Genomic DNA, 20,852 nt, shown 5'->3' on the forward strand with positions numbered 1-20,852 from the left:
CGCCCGCAATGGCCGATGGCGGCAGCCTTGCCGTCACGCAGACCGACGTTGCGGGCAATGTCTCCCCGGCCGTGCAGATCACAGCGCCTGATACCACAGCTCCCGGCGCGCCCGAGGCAGCGATAGACGCTGGTGGTGCGACCGTCACCGGGCGCGGTGAAGCGGGTGCGACCGTCACGGTGCGTGATGCTGCGGGCATTGTGATCGCCAGCGTCGTCGTGGCGGCGGACGGCGGCTTTACGACGCCGCTGTCACCCGCGCAGGCGAGTGGCGGCAGCCTCGCCGTTACGCAGACCGACGCTGCGGGTAATGTCTCCGCTGCGGTGCAGATCGCGTCGCCCGACCTCACCGCGCCGGTGACCCCCGCCGTTGCGGTGAACGGCGACGGGACGCTGCTCAGTGGGACCGGAGAGCCGGGCGCGACCGTGACGGTGACCGACGCCAATGGCGTGGTGATCGGCACCGCGACCGCCGGGACGGACGGCGGCTTTGCGGTGCCGCTGTCGCCGGCGCAGACCAATGGCGAGACGCTGGGCGTCAGTCAGGCGGATGCGGCGGGCAATGCCTCGCCCGTGGTCGGGGTCGTTGCGCCCGACCTCACCGCACCGGCGGCACCGACGATCGCGCTCGACGGCACGGGCACGATCGCGACCGGCACGGGCGAGCCGGGTGCGACCGTCACCATCACCGGCGAGGACGGCGTTGTGCTCGGAAGCGGAAGCGTCGACGCCGGCGGACGCTATGAAATCACGTTGCGATCGGCGCAGACCGATGGTGAGCGGGTCGAGGCGGTCCAGAGCGACGCCGCGGGCAATGTGTCGGGCACGGCGAGCACGATCGCGCCCGACTTCACCGCGCCGGCGCAGCCGGTCGCCGCGATCAACGCGGACGGTACGCTGGTGACGGGGACGGGCGAACCTGGCGCGCAGATCGTGGTTCGCGACCTTGCCGGCACGACGATCGGCATCGCGCAGGTCGGGGTCGACGGGCAATATAGCGCGCTGCTCGACCCGGCACAGGCGAATGGCGAACGGCTCGCGGTGATCCAGACGGACGCCGCAGGCAATGCCGCGTCCCCACTGTCGCTGATCGCCCCCGACGTGACTGCGCCGGCGGCCCCGGCCGCCGCGCTCGATGCGACAGGGACGATCGTGAGCGGCACCGGCGAGCCCGGCGCCCGGATCTCGGTCCGCGACACCACCGATACCGAGATCGGCGCGGCGATCGTCGATGCGCGCGGCAATTACGATGTCGTGCTCGTCCCGCCGCAGATCGACAGCCAGCTGATCTCGGTCGTGCAGGCGGATGCCGCGGGCAATGTCTCGACCGCCACCGCGCTGATCGCACCCGACCAGACCGCCCCGGCCGCGCCGACTGCGACCGTCACCGCCGATGGTGCGAGCCTGACCGGGACCGGAGAAGCGGGTGCGACGCTGACGGTGCGCAGCCCGGTCGGGGCGGTGATCGGCACGATCATCGTCGCGGGCGATGGCAGTTATACCGTCACGCTGACGCCGGCGCAGACCGACGGGGAAACGCTGAGCGTGCGGCAGGTCGATGGCGCGGGCAATGCCTCGCCCGAGGTGACCGCCGTCGCGCCCGATCTGGTCGCCGATCTCGGCCCCGATGCACCGACCGCGACGATCGCCATCGACGGCAGCGCGGTGACGGGGAGCGCCGTGGCGGGCGCGACGGTCACGCTGTTCGACGCCAATGGCGTGGTGATCGCGACGGGTCTCGCCGCGGGCGACGGACAGTATAGCATCGCGCTCGTCCCTGCGCTGCGTGACGGCGAGACGATCCGCGTGACCCAGACCGACGGGGACGGCAATGTCTCGCCCCCCGCGACCGCGATCGCCCCCGACCTGACCGCGCCTGACGCCCCCAGCGCGGCGCTCGACCAGACGGGCACAGCGCTGACCGGGACGGGCGACGCCGGCGCGGCGATCACGGTGCGCGATGCCGACGGCACCGTGATCGGCACCGCTACAGCCAACGCCACCGGCGCCTTTGCGGTAATCCTCGATCCTGCGCAGCGCGATGGCGGGACGCTTGCGGTGACGCAGGCGGACGCCGCGGGCAATGTCTCGGCGCCTGCGCTGGTCGCGGTGCCCGATGTCACCGCCCCTGCAGCGCCGACGGCGACCGTCGAGGGCGATGGCAGCCTGCTCGTCGGCACGGGCGAGGCCGGTACGATCGTCACCGTGCGCGATCCATCCGGCACCGCGATCGGTACCGCGACCGTCGCCGCCGATGGCGGTTTCCGCGTCGCGCTCGATCCCGTCCAGGCGGATGGCGAGACGCTGAGCGTGACGCTGACCGACGCGGCGGACAATGTATCCGCACCCGCCACCGCGATCGCCCCCGACATCACCGCGCCGGGCGTGCCGACCGCGACGATCAACGTGGACGGTTCGGTCGTCACCGGATCGGGCCAGGTCGGCGCCACTGTTACCGTCACTGCGCCCGGCGGAGCGACGCTCGGGACCGCCATCGTCGCCGTTGACGGCGCCTATGCCGTCGCGCTTACCCCCCCGCAGCGCGACGGCGAGGCGCTGTCGGTTGTCCAGGCCGACCTCGCAGGCAATGTCTCGGCCCCGGTGGGTCTGCTGGCCCCCGACACCACCGCGCCCGACGCCCCCACCGCGACGATCAGCGGCGACGGCAGTCTCGCGACCGGTACCGGCGCGCCTGGTGCGACGATCAGCGTCACCAACGCGGCGGGCATAGTGATCGGTACCGCGATCGTCGCGGAGGATCGGAGCTATACCGCGGCGCTGAGCCCGGCGCAGGCCAATGGCGAGAGGCTCGGCGTGACGCAGGCCGACGCGGCGGGCAATGTCTCCGTGTCGACCGGCGTGACGGCCCCGGACATCACCGCGCCGCCTCAGCCGCTCGCGATGCTCGACGCGAGCGGATCGGTCGTCATGGGCACGGGCGAGCCCGGCGCGACGCTGACGGTCCGCGATGCCGCCGGCACGCTGCTGGGAACCGCGATCGTGACCGCGCAAGGCGATTATAGTGTCACGCTCGCGACCCCGCAGATCGACCGCCAGACACTCAGCGTGTCGCAGGCCGATGCCGCGGGCAATCCGTCGCCCGCGACCACGCTGACCGCCGCCGACCTGACCGCGCCGGCCGCGCCGCTGGCCACCGTCGCGCCCGATGGACTCACGCTCACCGGCACGGGCGAGGCGGGGGCAACGGTCACCGTCCGCGATCCGCTGGGCCGCGTGGTGGGTCAGGTCGTCGTCGCGGGCGACGGCACCTATATAGTGCCGCTCGATCCGGCGCAGACCAACGGCGAAGTGCTGGGGGTCGGCCAGCGGGACGCGGCCGGCAACGGCTCGCCCATCGTGACCGCGATCGCACCGGACCTCGTCGCGGACACCACGCCCGATGCGCCGAGCGCCGCGGTCGACCCGGATGGCGCTGCGGTGGCGGGGACGGCGAATGCCAGTGCCGCGATCATCGTCTATGACGCGGTCGGGACGATCATCGGCACCGGCGTCGCCGGTCCGGACGGAAGCTACCGTGTCGCGCTCGCCCCCGCCCGGATCGACGGCGAGACGGTCCGTGTCACGCAGACCGATGCGGACGGCGATGTCTCGCCGCCCGCCACCGCGGTCGCGCCCGACCTGACCGCCCCCGCCGCCCCCACGGCAATGCTCGATCTGACGGGAAGCGTCGTCACGGGCACGGGCGAGCCGGGCGCGACGATCACGATCCGCGCGGCCGACACGACCAGTCTGGGCACCGCGATCGTTGGCGCGAACGGCGCCTATGCAGTGACGCTGACGCCGGCGCAGACCGATGGCCAGACGCTGGCCGCGACACAGGCTGACGCTGCGGGCAATGTCTCGACGCCAATCGCGCTGGTAGCGCCCGATTACACCGCCCCCGCCCTGCCCGTCGTCACGATCGCACCGGACGGCAGCACGGCAACCGGGATCGGCGAGCCGGGTGCGACCGTGACGATCCGTCTCGGTGCCGTCATCTTGGGCACCGCGCAGGTGGCCGCGGATGGCAGCTACACCGCGCAGCTGAGCCCTGCGCCGGTCAATGGTGAGACGCTGTCGGCGAGCCAGGCCGATCCCACGGGCAATGTCTCGGCCGTCGCGACCGTCGCGGCGCCCGACATCACCGCCCCGCCGCCGCCGATCATTTCGGCGATCACCAACGACGGCACGACGCTGACCGGGACGGGCGAGGTCGGCGCACGGGTCGAGGTTCGCGGTCCCGATGCCACGCTGATCGGTGTCGCGACCGTCGATGCCGATGGCCGCTATACGGTCACGCTGGCGCCGGCACAGGCGGCGGGCGGGACGCTGAGCGTCACCCAGGCCGATGCCACGGGCAATGTCTCGGTCTCGGCCAGCATCGCCGCCCCGTTCGACATCGCCGCGTTCGGCAATGTCGACGCCGCCGGCCTCGATCTCCTGCCGACCACGGCCCCGGTCGATCTGGGGAGTGCCCGCTATCTCGCCCTTGTCTCGCTGGGCCTCGTCGACCTCGACGCCGAGGTGCTCGCGGTCCGCAACGTCCGCTTCTCGGTGGCGGAGGGCCACAGCCTGGATGCACGGTTCACCTATGACGCGGCGGTGTCGATCGGCGTCGCCAGCGACTATGCGGTGGTCGTGCAGCGGCTGGTGGGGACACAGTGGGTCGCGGTCACCGGCAGCGGGCCGGCCTCACTGCTCGAGATCGGCCTGCTCAACGACAATCTCAGCGCCAGCGAGACGCTGGGGCCGGGCGTGTACCGGGCCTTCCTGACCTTCCAGGGGACGACGGGCGTCGGGCTGCTCGGCGATCTGTCGGTTGCCGGGATAGATTCGGACTTCACCGATATTGCCGGTGCAACGCCCATCGCGGCGGTCGGCAACGTCATCACCGACGCGGGCCCGGGTGGCGAGATCGACGTCACGGGCCCCGGAACGCGCGTCGCCAGCGTCACGGTCAACGGCGTGACGACCGACGTCGGACCGGACGGGAGCAGCGTGACCGGCGTCTGGGGCAGCCTGAGGATCAACCCCGACGGCAGCTACAGCTACACCCCCGTCGCGAATGCCGGCGCGATCGGGCGGACCGAGACCTTTACCTACACGCTGGTCGACCCGACCGATGGCGAGCGTGAAACCGCGACGTTGACGATCGCGATCGGCAGCCCGGACATCACCGGCGCACCGCTTGCGGTCGCCGACCAGGCGTTTGCCGACGTGACGTTCCAGAACGTCGTCACGACGCTGCCGCCCGCACGGACGTTCGACTTCCCGTCGACCGGGACCATCCTGACGGGGCAGGTCACCGGCACGGGCACCGGCAGTTTCACCGTCGCCCCCGCCGCGGTGTCGGATATCACGATCGTCGCCGCGCGAACGGGCGGGCTGCTCTCCGTACTGCCGGCCTACACCGTCAGCGTGCGGAACGCCGAGGGAGTCGTCGTTCGCACCGGCACCATCAATACGGCGTTGAACCTGGGGCTCGGCGGCGTCGCGACCTTCACCTTCGACGACCTGCCCAGCGGCAGCTATTCCTACCAGGTCAGCAGCAACGCGCCGCTTAGCGTCGGGAGTTACGGCACCACGGTCTCGCTCGGCTCAAGCACCTTGTTCCTCAACGATTACACGCTGGCGACGCGTGAGACCGCGACGGGCAATCTGCTCGACAATGACACGACCAATACCAGCTTCGCGGCGATCCGCGTTGATCGCGGCAGCGGGTTTGCCGAGATCGGCGACACTCCGGTCACGCTGACCGGCCGATATGGCACGCTGCAAATCGATGAGACCGGCGGCTATGCCTATCAGCCCAGCGCGACGCTCGGCTTCTCCGCAGTCGATCTCACCGACAGCTTCACCTATCAGCTCGTCCAGCCCAATGGCGTGCTGTCCACCGCGACGCTGACCGTGACGATCGACGTTCCCGGCGACGGACCCGCCGCCGCGGCAGGCTTCGCGTCGGTCGCATCGGACGCAAACGGGTTCGCGGAGCTGACGGCGCTGGTGGAGACCGGGGACCTCGACGTCATCCCGCTCGACGCGCTGACGGCACAGAGCGTCGAATCGGGCGCGTTCGCGGCGGCCGGGCCGGTGATCGGGCTCGCCACCTATGATCTGTTCGAGGGTCAGGGCGAATTGGAGGACGTGCTGTCACAGTATCTTGCAGAGGAACCACAAGCATTGACTGGAGAAGAGCCCGATACGGTTTCGTTTGATCCGATCGTCGTCACGGAAATCGCCACCGTCGTCGATCCGTTCGATTACCTCGCCACTATCCCGGATCAGGATCAGAACGGACTTGTCACCAGTCATGTTGTATAAGCATTCGAAACTGGTCTTTTCTAGAACCATTTCAGCAACTTAAAGACTGTTTACTCTATACGTTTCGTTAAGCACCCCTGTCCTTTGCTGGTGCCAGCAGAGGACAGGGACGCAATGATCACTTCCACTATGAGCGCGATGCGATCGCTGGCCGCGGGCGTCCTATTGGCGGCTGTACCGTGCAACGCCGGGCAAGCGGTCGACACCCCTCGCCCCGCAACGCCGGGTCCGGTGACGCTCGAAACCGCGGCACGCGAAGCGGTTGCCTGGCATCCGTCGTTGACCGAGGCAGCGGGCGCGCTGGCGGCGCGCGGCGAGGAGGTGAAAGCGGCACGCGCGGGCTATCTTCCCACCATCAGCGCCGGGATCGGCAGCGGGTTTGACAGTCGCGTATCGGGCACCCTGCGGCCGCGACCGCAACTGGGCGCGTCGCAGATGCTGTTCGATTTCGGCAAGGTGTCGAGCGAGATCGCGGGCGCGCGCGCCGGGACGCGGGTCGGGCGTGCCGAGATGCTGCTCGCGGTCGACACGCTGATCCGCGACACAGCCTATGCCGTGATCGAATATCAGCGCGCGTCGGCCCAGCGGATCATCGCGGCCGAACAGGCGGACCGGATCCGCGAGATCAGCGAGCTTGTCGGCAAGCGCACCGCCTTTGGTGCCGCGACGCGATCGGATGCGCTGCAGGCGCAGGCGCGGGTCGAGGCAGCGATGGCGAGCCTCGCGACGGTCGAGGCGGCGGAGCGCCGCTGGGCGAGCAATCTGGCCTTCCTGCTCGGTCGCGACGCCCCGCCCGCCGCGGTGTCCGCCGACGTTCCGGACTGGCTGATGCGGAGCTGTTCGGGTCCGGTGCCCGCCTGGGAGACGGTGCCGCTGGTCATGGCCGCCGAGGCGCAGGCGGACCGCGCCGCCGCCGCGCTGCGCCGCAGCCGCGCGGACCGCTATCCGACGCTGTCGATCGGCGGCGACGCCTCGACCGACGTGACCGCGCCGCTCGGCAATCGCAGCATCTACAATGTCGGCCTGCGCGTCTCGAGCAACATCTTCGCGGGCGGGGTCACGCGCGCGCGTGCGCGCGGCGCGGCGTTCGAGCTGGAGGCGGCGCAGGCGGCCACGCGCCGGGTCCGCAACGAGAGCAGCCAGCGGCTGGCCGAGGCCCGCCAGCAGATCGAAAGCCTGTCGCAGGTCGTCGCCACGCTGCAGTCGCGCCAGACCAACATGCGTGAGACCGGCCGGCTGTACCGGATTCAGTATCTCGAAATGGGCACACGCACGCTGGTCGATTTGCTCAACGCCGAACAGGAATTCCAGCAGGTCCGGTTCGAGGCCGTGAACGTCGCGCAGACCCTGCGCAGCCTCCAGGTGGATTGCCTGTATCTGTCGGGACGGATGCGCGACGCGTTCGCGCTGTCCGGTGCGACGGTGCGCGGGGTGACGCTGTGACCTCCGACCGGGTGCCGATCGCGGTGGCGGCGGGCGGACCGGGCGGCGGCATCGACGCGTGGCTCGACCTGCTTGGCCGCGTTGCCCGCCACTATCGCCTGCCGCTGTCCGAACAGCGTGCGCGGCTCGCGGCCCATTGGGAGCTGGGCGCCGACGACGAGGTACGGGTCCGCACGCTCGCGCGCGCGACCGGGCTCGGCGTGCAGTTCGTGCCCGCCGCGGGGATGCGGCTGACGAGCTGGCGGCTGCCGCTGATCGTCCGGCTGCGCGACGGTGAGATCGCGCTGATCGAGGGGATCGACGCGGAGGGCCAGGCCCGGCTGATCGTGCCGGGCGACCGGGGTGGAGCGACGCACCTGCCGATCGACCAGCTGACCGCCGGCGCGACTGGCTATGTCATTCCACGGCCGTCGCGCTCGGCGCCCGACACGCGTATCGACGCCTATATCCGGCCGTTCCAGGATCACTGGCTGCGCGACATCCTGATGGCCGACGCCCCCTCCTATGGCCATGTCATGGTCGCGTCGGTCGTGACCAACTGCCTGGGGCTCGCAGGGGTCCTGTTCTCGATGCAGGTCTATGACCGCGTCGTGCCGGCGGGCTCGATCCCGACGCTGACGATCCTGTTCGTCGGGGTGCTGATCGCGATCGGCTTCGATTTCGTGTTGCGACGGCTCCGCACGAACATCGTCGATGTGCTTGGCAAGCGGGCCGATCTGCGCATCTCGGACCGGGTCTTCGGTCACGCGCTGCGGGTCCGCAACCGCGCCCGCCCGACCTCGACCGGGACGTTCATCTCGCAGCTGCGCGACCTCGACCAGGTGCGCGACATGCTGACCTCGACGACCGTCGCGACGGTCGCGGACATGCCCTTCTTCCTGCTGTTCCTCGGCGTGCTCTGGTATGTCGGCGGCGCGCTGGCGCTCGTGCCGCTCGCGGCGCTGGTCCTGCTGCTGCTGCCGGGGCTGCTCGCGCAACGCCGGCTGCGGATGTACGCGACCGAATCGATGCGCGAATCCTCGCTGCGCAACGCGATGCTGGTTGAATCGGTACAGGGTATCGAGGACATCAAGGCGCTGCAGGCGGAGGACCGGTTCCACCACCAGTGGAACCACTATACCGCGGTCGCGGGTGAGGCGCAGCTGCGGCTGCGCGGGCTGACCAACGGCCTGTCGGTGTGGACCCAGAGCGTCCAGAACGGCGTCTATGCCGCGATCATCTTCGTCGGCGCCCCGCTCGTGATCGCGGGCGACATCACCACCGGCGTGCTGGTCGCGACCTCGATCCTCGGCTCGCGGATGATGGCGCCGATGGCCCAGGTCACGCAGCTGCTCAGCCGGTTCCAGCATGCCAAGGTGGCGATGGGGAGCCTAAACCAGATCATGGCGCTGCCCGTCGACACCGCCGACGCGGATCACCGCATCCCGCTGCCCGTCGTCCAGGGCGACTTCGCGCTGCGGTCCGCCGTCTTCACCTATGCCGACCCCAACGCCCCCCCTGCCCTGACGGTCCAGACGCTCGACATCGCGGCGGGCGAGCGGATCGCGTTGCTGGGGCGCAACGGCGCGGGCAAGTCGACGCTGCTCCAGGGCCTGTCGGGGATGCTGCAGCCGGTGTCGGGGGAGGTGCTGCTCGACGGCCTCGCGCTGCATCAGGTCGATCCCGCCGATGTCCGCCGCGACATCGGCCTGCTGACGCAGACCTCGCGGCTGTTTCACGGGACGCTGCGCGAGAATTTGACGCTCGGCGCGCCGATGGCGTCGGACAGGGAGATCAGCGAGATGCTCGCGATGGTCGGCGCGGACACCATGGTCCGCCGGCTGCGCGACGGGCTCGGCCATGTCGTGCAGGAGGGGGGCAGAGGCCTGTCGGGTGGGCAGATCCAGGGGCTGCTGCTCGCGCGGCTGCTGCTTCGTCAGCCGAGCGTCGCGCTGCTCGACGAGCCGACCGCGGCGATGGACGAGGGGACGGAGCGACACTTCATCGCGCGGCTCGGGGCGTGGAGCCGTACGCGTACGCTGATCGTCGCAACGCACCGGATGCGGATGCTCGAGATCGTCGACCGGATCATCGTGATCGACAATGGCACAATCGTCCTCGACGGCCCCAAGGACCAGATCCTCGCGCAGATGCGCGGGACGCGGAGTGCCGCGGCATGAGCGCGCGGGCGATCGACGACGACCATCTGTTCGGCGGCGAAGGCAGCGCCCGGCTCGCGACCGCGACGCGGCTCGTCTGGATCCTCGCCGCGCTGTTCGTGGCAGCACTCGGCTGGGCGTGGTTCGCGGCACTCGACGAGGTCGCGACCGGCGAAGCGCGCGTCGTCCCGACCAGCCGCGAACAGGTGATCCAGTCGCTCGAGGGCGGGATCCTGACCAAGCTTCCGGTGCGCCAGGACGATATCGTCACCCCGGGTCAGCTGCTCGCACAGCTTGATCCGACGCAGGCGGGGTCGACCGTCGACGAAACCGCCGCCAAATACCGCGCCGCGCTGGCCAGCGTCGCCCGCCTTCAGGCGGAGGCGAACGGCACGCCGCTGACGTTCGCGTCCGAGCTCGACCGCTATCCCGAGCTCAAGGCCGCCGAGACGCGGCTCCACGACACCCGGCGACGCAGCCTGCAATCGTCGATCCAGCTGATCGACCAGAGTCTGGCGCTGATCGGACGCGAGGTGCGGATCGGGGAATCGCTGATCGCGGTCGGCGCGGCGAGCAACGTCGAGGTGTTGCGGCTGCAACGCCAGCGGGCCGAGCTCGAGCTCAAAAAGGCCGATCTGCGGTCGCAATATATGGTCGAGGCGCGGCAGGATCTGGCCAAGGTCACCGAACAGGTCGACTCGCTCGCACCGGTGGTTCGGGGGCGGTCCGACACGCTCTCGCGCCTCACACTGCGCTCGCCGGTGCGCGGGGTCGTCAAGAATATCGAGGTGTCGACGATCGGCGGCGTCGTGCCGCCCAATGGCAAGCTGATGGAGATCGTCCCGCTCGACGACCGGCTGCTGATCGAGGCGCGGATCCAGCCGCGCGACATCGCCTTCATCCGCCCCGGCCAGTCCGCGAGCGTCAAGGTGACCGCCTATGTTTATTCGATCTATGGCGGCCTGACGGGCAGCGTGGTCAGCATCTCGCCCGACACGATCCGCGACGAGGTGAAGCCCGACATCCTCTATTACCGTGTGTTCGTGCGGACCAAGGCGGATTCGCTGACGAACAAGGCCGGCGCACGGTTTGCGATCACCCCCGGCATGGTTGCGACGGTCGATATCCATACCGGCAGCAAGACGGTGCTCCAGTATCTCGTCAAACCCCTCAACCGGGCGCGGGAGGCGCTGCGCGAACGATGACCGATGTCGCACGCCGCAACCTGCGCACACCCGGCGCTGGCGCCCCGCGACCGATCGCACCCGCCTTGCTCGCCCGCGCGCGCCAGGCTCGCCAGCTGCGCGCGACGATGAGCGCGTTCCTGCCGCAGGACCTGCTGGTCGATCCGGCCTGGGACATGATGATCGACCTGTTCATTGCGGCCGCCACCGGCGAGACGCTCTGCGTGAAGGATCTGACGCTGATGTCGGGGGGCAGTGCAGCGGGGACGATGCGGCGGATCGATCGGCTGCAACAGGCCGAGCTGCTGCGCCGCCATGTCGATCCCGCGGATCACCGACGCGTGCATGTCAGCCTGACCGATACCGGCCACAGGGCGATGGCGGCGATGCTCGACCATCTGTTCGATCGCGGCGCCGGGGATGCGGCCCCGGCGGTGGCGCCGAAATCCTTCGCGCCGGGCAAGCTGCGCGACTGACGGGCGCGGCGTTACCCCTTTGCGGCGGTGCCGGGAAAACGGACGACGATCGTCGTGCCGCGGTCCGCTGCGCCGAAGCCGACGGTCGCGTTCAACCGCGCAACGGCGGAGCGGACGATCGCTAGCCCTAGGCCACTGCCCTCCGGGCTGCCCGGTGCGCCGAGACGGACGAAGCGGTCGAACGCCACGTCGCGCTGGTTGTCGGCGATGCCCGGTCCGTCGTCGATCACCGCGATCGCGGTCTCCCCCTGCGACGTCTGGAGGCTGACCGTGACCGTGCCGCCGCGCCGGTTATAGCGGATGCCGTTGTCGACGAGGTTCGACAGGATTTCGAAGATCAGCGTCCGGTGGCCGGGTACCTGGTAGGTTTCGACCGGGTCGGTTTCGAGCGTGAGGTCGATCCCCGCCTCGATCGCCTGGTTGATCTGGCGGGTGATGACCGCAGCGGCCACCTCCCGCAGGTCGACGGTTTCGAGCGGGGCGGACACCCCCGCCTCCTCCGCCCGTGCCAGCGCCAGCAACTGGGTGACGAGCCGTTCGAGCCGCGTCACGGCATCGCCGATCTCGTCGAGCGCCTCGTGCCGTTCGGCGCCCGAACCGCGCCGCGCGAGCGCCACCTGAACCTTGAGGACCGAGAGCGGCGTGCGCATCTGGTGAGACGCGTCGGCGGTGAAGCGGCGCACGCCGACCGTCGCGGTATCGAGCTGCGCGAGCAGTCGGTCGAACGCGCCGGCAAGCGGGCGGAGCTCGCGCGGCAGCGGCCCCGTGTCGAGCGGCGAGAAGTCGGGCCGCGCCCGCTTGTCGCGCGCCTCGATCGCGCCGCGCAGCCGGGCCAGCGGGCGCAGACTCCACCCCAGCGCCGGGCGGAGCAGCAGCGCGGCACCACCGACCAGGACGCACTCGCCGATGAGCAGCGCGATCATCAGACGGCGGGTCAGGGCTGACCGATTGTCGATCGTCTCGGCGATCTGCACGATCACCGGCCGGTTGATCCGCGGCAGGTCGCGACGGACCTCGGCGATGCGGATCCGCTGACCGCGATAACGCGCAAAGCGGTAGGCGGGCACATCGACCGCGAGCCCGGCGGGATCGGGTGCGGGCAGGTCGGCATAACCGGTGAGCAGGTCCCCGCCGACCGCGATGCGGTAATAGACATTGTCGCGTTCGGCGTTCTCGAGCATCCCGAACGCGGCGGCGGGAAGGTCGAGCGTGACCTCGCCGCGCTCGACCTGCACGGTCTCCGCGATCGCGCCGAGCGCGCCGCCGAGCACGCGGTCGCTGGTGCGCCGGACGACATCGGTGATCAGCGTCGCGCCGACCACGCCGATCAGGATCGCCGCCGCGAGCAGCGGACCGAGCACCGCCACCAGCAGGCGCGTCCGCAGCGCGGGGGCACGCGCCTCAGCCGGCATCGAGCATATAGCCAACGCCGCGCACGGTGCGGATACCTGGTCCGTCGGGGGCAAGCTTGGTCCGCAACCGCGTAACATGGACCTCGATCGCGTTGCCGCCGACGGGTTCGTCGAACCCGAACACCTCGCCGATCAGCAGCTCGCGCGGCACGACGCGGCCCGCGCGCATCGCCAGCGCCTCGAGTACCGCGCGTTCGCGACGGCGCAGATCGAGGACCCGGCCGGCGATATCCGCATCGCCCGTCGAGCGGTTCATCGTCAACGTCCCCACGCTCAGCACCGGGAGCGGATCGCCGCCGCGTCGCCGCCCCAGCGCGCGGACCCGCGCCTCGAGCTCTTCGGGGTCGAACGGTTTGCGCAGATAGTCGTCGGCACCCAGATCGAGCCCGCGCACGCGGTCGTCCAGCGCATCGCGTGCGGTCAGCATCAACACGGGCACGCGCTCGCCGCGTCGCCGCAGCGTCTCGAGCACCGCGAAACCGTCGATCCCGGGCAGCCCGACATCGAGGATGACGAGCGCATAGGGCTCGCCCGCGACGATGCCGAGCGCCTCCTCGCCGGTCGCAACATGATCGACCGCATTGCCGCCCGCCCGCAGCAATGCCGCGATGCTGCGCGCGAGGGCGGCGTCGTCCTCGATCAACAGAATGCGCAAATCGGCTTACCTCGTTGATTCAAAAGGGCGTGAAAGGTTGGTGACAGCTTCGATTCGTATTCCACCGCTACTGCCTATCCGAACACAGAGACGGAAGGCGAGGAGAGGTGACGATGGCACGAATGGTTCTCACGATCGGATTGCTGGCCACGCTGACCGGGTTCGCGGCGACCGCGGTGTCGGCGCAGCGTCCGGCGGGCTATCCCCGCTCCTATGACACGCTGATCGAAAGCGCACGCGCCGAGCGGCAGGTCAGGATCTACGGCAATGCCGATCGCGCCGAGCTGCTGCCGGTGGTCGCCGCGTTTCGCAAACGCTATCCCGGCATCACCGTCCTCTACGCCGATCTCGGGTCGACCGAAATGTATCGCCGCTTCGTCGCCGAGACGCGCGCGCGGCGCCTGTCCGCGGATCTGGTCTGGTCGTCGGCGATGGATCTGCAGGTCAAGCTGATCAACGACGGCTTCGCGCAAAGCTATGCCAGCCCCGAAAAACCCGCGCTGCCCGCCGTCTCGGTCTGGAAAAACATGGGCTTCGGCGTCACCGCCGAGCCGATCGGGATCGTCTACAACAAGCGGCTGCTGCCGCCGGCGCGCGTGCCGCGGACGCATGCCGCGCTGGAGGCGCTGCTGCGGACGCAGCGCACCGCGCTGACCGGGCGCGTGACGACCTTCGATCCGTCACGCTCGAATGTCGGCTATCTCTATCTGTCGGAGGACATGGCAATCACGCGCGACACGCGGTCGTTGCTGGAGGCGATCGCGGCGACCAAGCCGGTCCTGTCGCGGACCAGCGAGCCGATGCTGCGCGGCGTCGCCGAGGGCCGGCAGGCGATCGCCTACAACGTCATCGGCTCCTATGCGCTCGAGCGCGCGAGCACCGATCCGCGGATCGGCGTGGCGTTTCTCAAGGACTATACGATCGTCACGTCGCGGATCGCGTTCATCGCCCGCGAGGCCGCGCATCCCGCCGCGGCCAAGCTGTTCCTCGACTTCCTGCTGTCGCGCGAAGGCCAGTCGCTGCTCGCAAAGCGCAGCCTCTGGCCGGTCCGCACCGACGTCCCCGCGCGCCGCCTTCCCGCCGCGCAGGCCCGGCCGATCCGGGTCGGACCGCAGCTTCTCGTCACGCTCGATCATCTCAAGCGCCAGCGCTTCCTGCGCGACTGGACCGCCCTTCTTGCCAACGGAGCCTCTTCCCGATGACCCCATTTCGTACCGGCTGCGCTCTCGTCGCGCTGATCATCGCGACACCCGCGCTCGCCCAGACCGGGGCACCGGCGCCCAGCGACGCCGACCTCGCCGCACTGGTCCGCGCGCAGGCGGCCGAGATCGCCACGCTCAAGTCCCGGCTCGACCGGCTCGAGACCAATGCGGTCGTCGCACAGGCGGCTGCGCCCGCGGCCCCCGTCCAGCCGACCGCCGCCGCGCCGCAGCCGCAGCTCGCGCAGACGGGCGAGCCCCGGCGGACCGTGCCGTTCGCACCGCAGCTCGCGCCCCCCGGCCCCGCCGACCGTAGCGTCGCACAGGCCGTGGCGGCACGCGACAATCCATCGGGCCTGACGACCGAATGGGGCGCGGGCCTGCCGGTCTTCCACTCCGCGGACGGCGTCTATACCTTCAAGCCGCGCGGCCGGATCCTGACGGATGTGAGTTCGAGCTTCGGGTCGAAATATGACGGCCGCAACATCACGACGACGGGGATGCGCGCGCTGCGCCTCGGTCTCGAAGGCGGCGTCGGCACGCATTTCTTCTATCAGTTCGAAAGCGACTTTTCAGAAAACGAGGTCGACGTCGTCACCGCGTTCGTCGGCTGGCGCAACCGTATCACGCCCGGTCTCGATTACGACGTGCGCGCAGGCCATCTGTTCAACGACCGCAGCTTCGAAGGATCGACCGGGTCGGACTCGACCCCGTTCCTCGAGCGCACGACGGTCGCCACCGCGATCATTCCGCAGCGCGGCTTTTACGGCATCGGCGTCATGCCGCGGATCTTCTGGAAGACCGGCCACGCGTCGGTCACCGTCACCGGCGACCGGATCGACGGCACGCAGACGGTCGGCGACAGCCGCACCGTGCTCGGCCGCGCGCACTGGAATCCGATCAAGTCCGACACCGGCGTGCTTCATGTCGGGCTCTGGGGGTTCGACGAATCGCTGTCGTCCGTCGCGGGCACGCTGACCCGCAACACGGTGATCGGCGGGCGCTTCAATGGCGCGCTGCGCGTGTCGAGCGGACCGCTGACGGGCGGCACCGGGACGACGGGTTACGGCGTCGAGCTCGGGGGCTATCGCGGGCCCTTGTGGGTGATGGGCGAAGCCGGCCAGCGCAATGCGCGGCTCGACGGTGGACGGCCCGACTTCGTCAGCAAGGCGTGGAGCGTGTCGGGTGGTCTGTTCCTGACCGGCGACCTGCCACCCTATAACCCGCGGCTCGGCAGCTTCGGCCAGCCCAAGGTGCTCAAACCCACCTTCGATGGCGGCGTCGGCGCGATCGAACTGACCGCGCGGTACGAGAGCCTCGATTACAGCGACCTGCTGACCGGCGGCGACGGCTGGGCCGCGACGGTCGGGGTGAACTGGTATCTCAACAGCTTCACCCGGTTCCAGGTCAACGCGATCCAGTGGAACACCGACAATCGTGCGGGCGACTATGTCGGCAACGACAGCGGCCAGACGGTCAGCGCGCGCGTCGGTGTGACGTTCTGATGCGGCGCGCCGTCTCCGGCATCTCTCGCTCCGTCATCCTGACGAAAGTCAGGATCCAGAGCGAGGCAGGATGGCGCTCCGTAACCCTGGATCCTGACTTTCGTCAGGATGACGGGGGTTTTGCCCCCACCCCCCTTTTTCACGCCCTTTTCTAGGACGATGCGATGAACCTTGCCCTGCTTGGCTTCCTGATGGTCGCCACGTTCATGACGTTGATCATGACCAAGAAGATGACGCCGCTGGTCGCGCTGATCGTGATCCCCTCGATCTTCGGCGTCTTCGCCGGCGAGGCCGCGGGTCTCGGCCCGATGATGATCGACGGTATCAAGAACCTCGCGCCGACCGGCGTGATGCTGCTGTTCGCGATCCTGTTCTTCTCGACGATGACCGACACCGGCCTGTTCGATCCGCTGGTCGGACGGCTGATCCGGATGGTGCACGGCGACCCGATGCGGATCCTGATCGGCACGGTCGTGCTGTGCGCGCTCGTCAGCCTCGATGGCGACGGCTCGACGACCTACATCATCACGATCGCCGCGCTGCTGCCGCTGTACAAGCGCTATGACATGAACCGCCTGTATCTCGTCTGCCTGCTGATGACGACGAGCGGGATCATGAACCTGACGCCGTGGGGCGGGCCAACCGCACGCGCGGCAAGCGCGCTGAAGCTCGATCCCGCGACGCTGTTCCTGCCGCTCATCCCCGGCATGATCGCAGGGCTCGCCTTCCTCGTCGGGCTGGCGGTGTATTTCGGCCGCAAGGAGCGCGCGCGCATGGGCGAAGCGGGCATCACCGCGACCGACACGTTCACCGGCATGGCGGTGTCGCAATATCCCGAAGCGCGCCGGCCCAAGCTGATCTGGTTCAACGCCGCCCTCGTTGTCACGCTGCTGACGCTCCTGGTCTGGGGCATCCTGCCGCTGTCGGTGCTGATGATGCTCGCCTTCGCGATCGCGATGATCGTCAACTATCCCGGCGTCGCCGACCAGAAGGAGCGCATCTCCGCGCATGCCGGCAATGTGCTGGCGGTCGTGTCGCTGATCTTCGCGGCGGGCATCTTCACCGGGATTCTCGGCGGCACCGGGATGGTCGAGGCGATGAGCAAGGCGGTGGTCGGCGTGATCCCGCCGGCGATGGGCCCCTATATGGCGCCGATCACCGCAGCGCTCAGCCTGCCCTTCACCTTCTTCATCTCGAACGACGCCTTCTACTTCGGGATGCTGCCGATCCTCGCCGAGGCGGGCGCGCATTACGGCGTCGCACCCGAGGCGATCGCGCGCGCGTCGCTGATGGGCCAGCCGGTCCATCTGCTCAGCCCGCTGGTGCCGTCGACCTATCTGCTCGTCAGCCTGGTCGGGATCGATCTGGCGGATCATCAGCGGTTCACGCTGGTGCCGGCGATCCTGGTCTGCGCGGTGATGACGGTGGTGGGCATGATCGCGCTCGCCTTCCCGTTCGTCGCCTGATCGGTCCGGCCGCCCGATGATGCCCCCCGCCATCCGCCCCTTGCTTCCCGCCACCGGAGACACCGCATGACCCGTTCGCCGATCCCGCTCGTGCTGCTGCCTGCCATGGGGTGTGACGGGCGACTCTGGGCACGGCAGATCATGGATCTTGCCGCGCTCGCCGAGCCCGAGTTTCATGACCTGTCGCAGGACGACACGCTGTCGGCGATGGCCGCGCGCGTGCTCGCCAAGGCGCCGCCGCGCTTCGCGGTGTCGGGGGTCAGCCTGGGGGGCTATGTCGCGATGGAGATGGTGCGGCAGGCGCCCGACCGGGTCCTGCGTGTCGCGCTGTTCGGCACGCGCGCGTCGATGACGATGCGTCCGCGGACGGTCGACGGCCAGGGGCTGCTCGCGACCGCGCCGCATGCCGATCCGCGGCTGACCGCGATCGTGGCGGGCCCAGTGCAGGCGATGGCGGACCGGGTCGGCAAGGCGGTCTTCGAACGCCAGCAACGTGCGCTGCTCGAACGGCCCGACATCAGCGATGCGATCGCCGCGATCCACGTGCCGACGCTCGTCGCGGTGGGCGATCGCGACCGAATCTGCACGCCCGACGATGCGCGTGCGCTGGCCACGCTGATCGAGGGCGCGCGGTTTCACGAATTGCGGGGCTGCGGCCATCTCGCCCCGCTCGAACGGCCGGGCGAGGTCACCGCCCTGCTGCGCAACTGGTTGCGCTGACGCGCGCGGCGGGTCCGCGAACAAAATGCGATCATGTTGATGCAGGTTGATAGGAATGGCGGGACATTCGCGCCGCCCGACCGCGTTGATGCTCGCCGCTACCGGCTAGGAGAGAGCAGACATGGCCGTCAAATTTGCAGGAACGATGAACGCAATCAATCGCGGTCTCGACGCGACGAAGCCCGCCAAGGGCGCCGACATGGTCGAGGATTGGGAAGCCGCACTCGCCGATATCGAGACACCCGGCGCCAAGGGCATTCTTCGCGACCTGGCATCGCTGCGCAAGCAGCTTGAGAAGGACACGCCGGACGCCGACCGCGTCCATGCGCTGCTGCACCGGCTTGGTGCCGCGACGACCAAGATCGCGGAAAAGGCTGACACGTCGCAGGACAAGCTGCGTGCGCTCGGTGAGGCGCTGACCGAGGCGGGCGAGGACAGCCCGGACGAGGAAGAGGACGTCGCCGCAGCCGCAAGCCCGAAGCGCGCGCGCAAGAAGGCCTGAGTTTCAGGCGCGGGCCGGCAAATCAGCCGGCCCGCGCCTTTTTCCTATTCCGGCATTTGGCCCGCCGTGGCCAGAACCACACTGTCTTCGTAGCGGTAACGCGCGAAATCAGCGGGTCCAGGCATAGGGGCCAATGAGCGTACCGACGAAACCGCCCGCCATCCGCGTGCTCAAGAACCGGACGTCGACATCTGATGCGAGCGTGCGAGGCGTTGCGCCGGTCGTGTAGCTGAAGCGCATCGTACCCCCGGTGGCGTCGATCGTCAGCGTGACCGGGCCTGCCGGATCGACCGGCGCGCTGGCCAGGAGCTGCTCTTTGCCCTCCTGCGTCGTATAGAGGGCAACGACGGGCTTCTCCGCAATCCGCGTCAGCCCAAAGAAGAGATGCGCTTTGTCGCTCTGCATCGCGGCGAGGCCGGCACGATCGCCGGTCTTTGGCGAGAAGCGCAGCGTGGTCGAGATCGTCGTGTCGTGATGCTGCTGGCGCCGGCCGACGAAGGCGGGAACGCCCGCGAGATCGCCCATCGGCGCGCCCCGGCCGAGTACGAGCTCGCCCCCGGTCAGGCGATAAAACGGCGCCTTGGGGGTGCGGACACCGACCCATTGCATCGCCAGACGATCGCCGTCGAACTCGTCGACATAGGAAAAGGCGCCGGCCGTCGGTACTGGCCCCGGGCGCTGCGAAGGAAGTCTGGGCGACGCCGCGACTTCGGGGACGCGCTGCCCCTTGGGCAGGATGATCGGCCAGCCATCCTTCCAGGTCACGGGGAGCAGGAACGTCTCGCGACCGATATTGTAATAGTCGCCTGAATAGGGCCGGACCGCGAGGAAGGTCGCCCACCACTCGCCCGTCTGAGTCTGGACCAGTTCGGCATGCCCCGCCGATGTAATCGGCCGCGACCTCGCGGGGTCGAGATCACGCTGCGTCAGTATGGGGTTGCCGGCATAGGGCTCATAGCGGCCGCGCAAGGTCCGCGACCGGAGCACGACCTGAGAATGGTTGACGCTCGTGCCGCCCTCCGCGGCGGTCAGATAATACCACCCATCCTTGCGAAAGATGTGCGGCCCTTCGATCCAGACCGGCTTCTTCGACAGGTCGACGCCGCCATTGACGAGCTGCGTGCTCTCGCCGACCATCTGCCCCTTGCGCCAGTCATATTCCTGGATCCAGATCGCGCGGTGCCCGTCATAGCGCGGCGGTTCGGCGGGGGCGCGGTTGTTGACGATATAGGCCTTGTCGCCTTCCCAGAAGATCGAGGGGTCGATGCCCTCGAACGGCAGCCAGATCGGCGCGGACCAGGGGCCGGCCGGATTGCGTGCGGTGATGACGAAATTGCCTTTGCACTCGACGCAGGTGTTGACGATGTAGAAGACGCCATCGTGATAGGAGATGTCGGGCGCGAAGACCGCCTGCGACGTCCGCATGCCGGTGAAGTCGAGCTGATCGGGGCGGTCGATCGCGTTGCCGATCTGAGTCCAGTTCACGAGGTCGCGCGAATGGAAGACCGGCAGTCCGGGGAAATGCGCGAACGACGAATTGACGAGATAATAGTCCTCGCCGACCCGCGTGACCGACGGATCGGGATAATAGCCCGACAGGATCGGGTTGCGATACTGGTTGCGCTGCAACGGTGCCGCACCGGGCGACCGCCCCTCATAGCTGAACCGGCTGAACCGGGGCGATGCGTCGGACGGCGCAGCGGCGGTCTGCGCCGGGCTGCCCTGCGCGACGCTGGTGCCGGCGAGCGCGATGAGAGCGAGGGTGAGGATGCGCATGAGGGGGAATCCTTTGTCCGGAGCGGGCGGCGTACAGACTGGTCGTCGGGTCCTTA

13 protein-coding genes are annotated in these 20,852 nt (G+C 69.3%); 10 read left to right on the forward strand and 3 right to left on the reverse strand.

Annotated elements, in window-relative coordinates; genetic code table 11:
- Window positions 1-8: 8 nt before the first annotated feature.
- The 5 genes from IFT87_RS14240 (at window position 9) to IFT87_RS14260 (ending at window position 11,561) form a co-directional block, all read left to right on the forward strand.
- The gene (locus IFT87_RS14240) at window positions 9-6,320 is read left to right on the forward strand and encodes a BapA/Bap/LapF family large adhesin (protein ID WP_206757231.1); all 6,312 of its coding nucleotides are present in this window, start codon (window positions 9-11) and stop codon (window positions 6,318-6,320) included.
- A gap of 114 nt (window positions 6,321-6,434) precedes the next feature.
- Complete coding sequence (locus IFT87_RS14245) at window positions 6,435-7,763, forward strand: TolC family protein (RefSeq protein ID WP_249403360.1); 1,329 nt, start codon at window positions 6,435-6,437, stop codon at window positions 7,761-7,763.
- On the forward strand, window positions 7,760-9,922 hold the full coding sequence (locus IFT87_RS14250) for a type I secretion system permease/ATPase (protein ID WP_192190985.1): 2,163 nt from the start codon (window positions 7,760-7,762) through the stop codon (window positions 9,920-9,922). Before IFT87_RS14245 ends, IFT87_RS14250 begins: the two co-directional genes overlap by 4 nt.
- A complete protein-coding gene (locus IFT87_RS14255) occupies window positions 9,919-11,106 on the forward strand; it encodes an HlyD family efflux transporter periplasmic adaptor subunit (RefSeq protein ID WP_192190986.1) in 1,188 nt (395 codons plus the stop codon). Before IFT87_RS14250 ends, IFT87_RS14255 begins: the two co-directional genes overlap by 4 nt.
- On the forward strand, window positions 11,103-11,561 hold the full coding sequence (locus IFT87_RS14260; RefSeq protein ID WP_192190987.1) for a MarR family transcriptional regulator: 459 nt from the start codon (window positions 11,103-11,105) through the stop codon (window positions 11,559-11,561). Before IFT87_RS14255 ends, IFT87_RS14260 begins: the two co-directional genes overlap by 4 nt.
- 11 nt (window positions 11,562-11,572) lie before the next feature.
- Here IFT87_RS14260 and IFT87_RS14265 read toward each other — a convergent pair whose 3' ends face one another.
- Both IFT87_RS14265 and IFT87_RS14270 read right to left on the reverse strand, forming a co-directional pair.
- Window positions 11,573-12,973 (reverse strand): sensor histidine kinase, encoded by a 1,401-nt coding sequence (locus IFT87_RS14265; RefSeq protein WP_192190988.1) that lies wholly within the window; start codon window positions 12,971-12,973, stop codon window positions 11,573-11,575.
- The gene (locus IFT87_RS14270) at window positions 12,963-13,628 is read right to left on the reverse strand and encodes a response regulator (protein ID WP_192071003.1); all 666 of its coding nucleotides are present in this window, start codon (window positions 13,626-13,628) and stop codon (window positions 12,963-12,965) included. The genes IFT87_RS14265 and IFT87_RS14270 overlap by 11 nt, the downstream gene beginning before the upstream one ends.
- Window positions 13,629-13,741: 113 nt before the next feature.
- On the opposite strand from IFT87_RS14270, the gene IFT87_RS14275 reads away from it, so the two are divergent.
- The 5 genes from IFT87_RS14275 to IFT87_RS14295 all read left to right on the forward strand — a co-directional run bounded on the left by IFT87_RS14275 (window position 13,742) and on the right by IFT87_RS14295 (window position 19,020).
- The gene (locus IFT87_RS14275) at window positions 13,742-14,830 is read left to right on the forward strand and encodes an ABC transporter substrate-binding protein (RefSeq protein WP_192190989.1); all 1,089 of its coding nucleotides are present in this window, start codon (window positions 13,742-13,744) and stop codon (window positions 14,828-14,830) included.
- Window positions 14,827-16,332 (forward strand): OprO/OprP family phosphate-selective porin, encoded by a 1,506-nt coding sequence (locus IFT87_RS14280; protein WP_192190990.1) that lies wholly within the window; start codon window positions 14,827-14,829, stop codon window positions 16,330-16,332. The genes IFT87_RS14275 and IFT87_RS14280 overlap by 4 nt, the downstream gene beginning before the upstream one ends.
- A gap of 164 nt (window positions 16,333-16,496) precedes the next feature.
- A complete protein-coding gene (locus tag IFT87_RS14285; RefSeq protein WP_056408458.1) occupies window positions 16,497-17,798 on the forward strand; it encodes a CitMHS family transporter in 1,302 nt (433 codons plus the stop codon).
- Between the two features lie 66 nt (window positions 17,799-17,864).
- A complete protein-coding gene (locus IFT87_RS14290; RefSeq protein ID WP_031440721.1) occupies window positions 17,865-18,518 on the forward strand; it encodes an alpha/beta fold hydrolase in 654 nt (217 codons plus the stop codon).
- Window positions 18,519-18,639: 121 nt separating this feature from the next.
- Complete coding sequence (locus tag IFT87_RS14295; RefSeq protein ID WP_235516467.1) at window positions 18,640-19,020, forward strand: hypothetical protein; 381 nt, start codon at window positions 18,640-18,642, stop codon at window positions 19,018-19,020.
- A 108-nt stretch (window positions 19,021-19,128) separates the two neighbouring features.
- On the opposite strand, the gene IFT87_RS14300 is transcribed toward IFT87_RS14295, so the two are convergent.
- Window positions 19,129-20,796 (reverse strand): glycoside hydrolase family 43 protein, encoded by a 1,668-nt coding sequence (locus IFT87_RS14300; RefSeq protein WP_192190991.1) that lies wholly within the window; start codon window positions 20,794-20,796, stop codon window positions 19,129-19,131.
- Window positions 20,797-20,852: the final 56 nt, after the last annotated feature.

It is taken from the genome of Sphingomonas sp. CFBP 8765, assembly GCF_014841445.1.
GTDB classification, from domain to species: domain Bacteria; phylum Pseudomonadota; class Alphaproteobacteria; order Sphingomonadales; family Sphingomonadaceae; genus Sphingomonas; species Sphingomonas aerolata.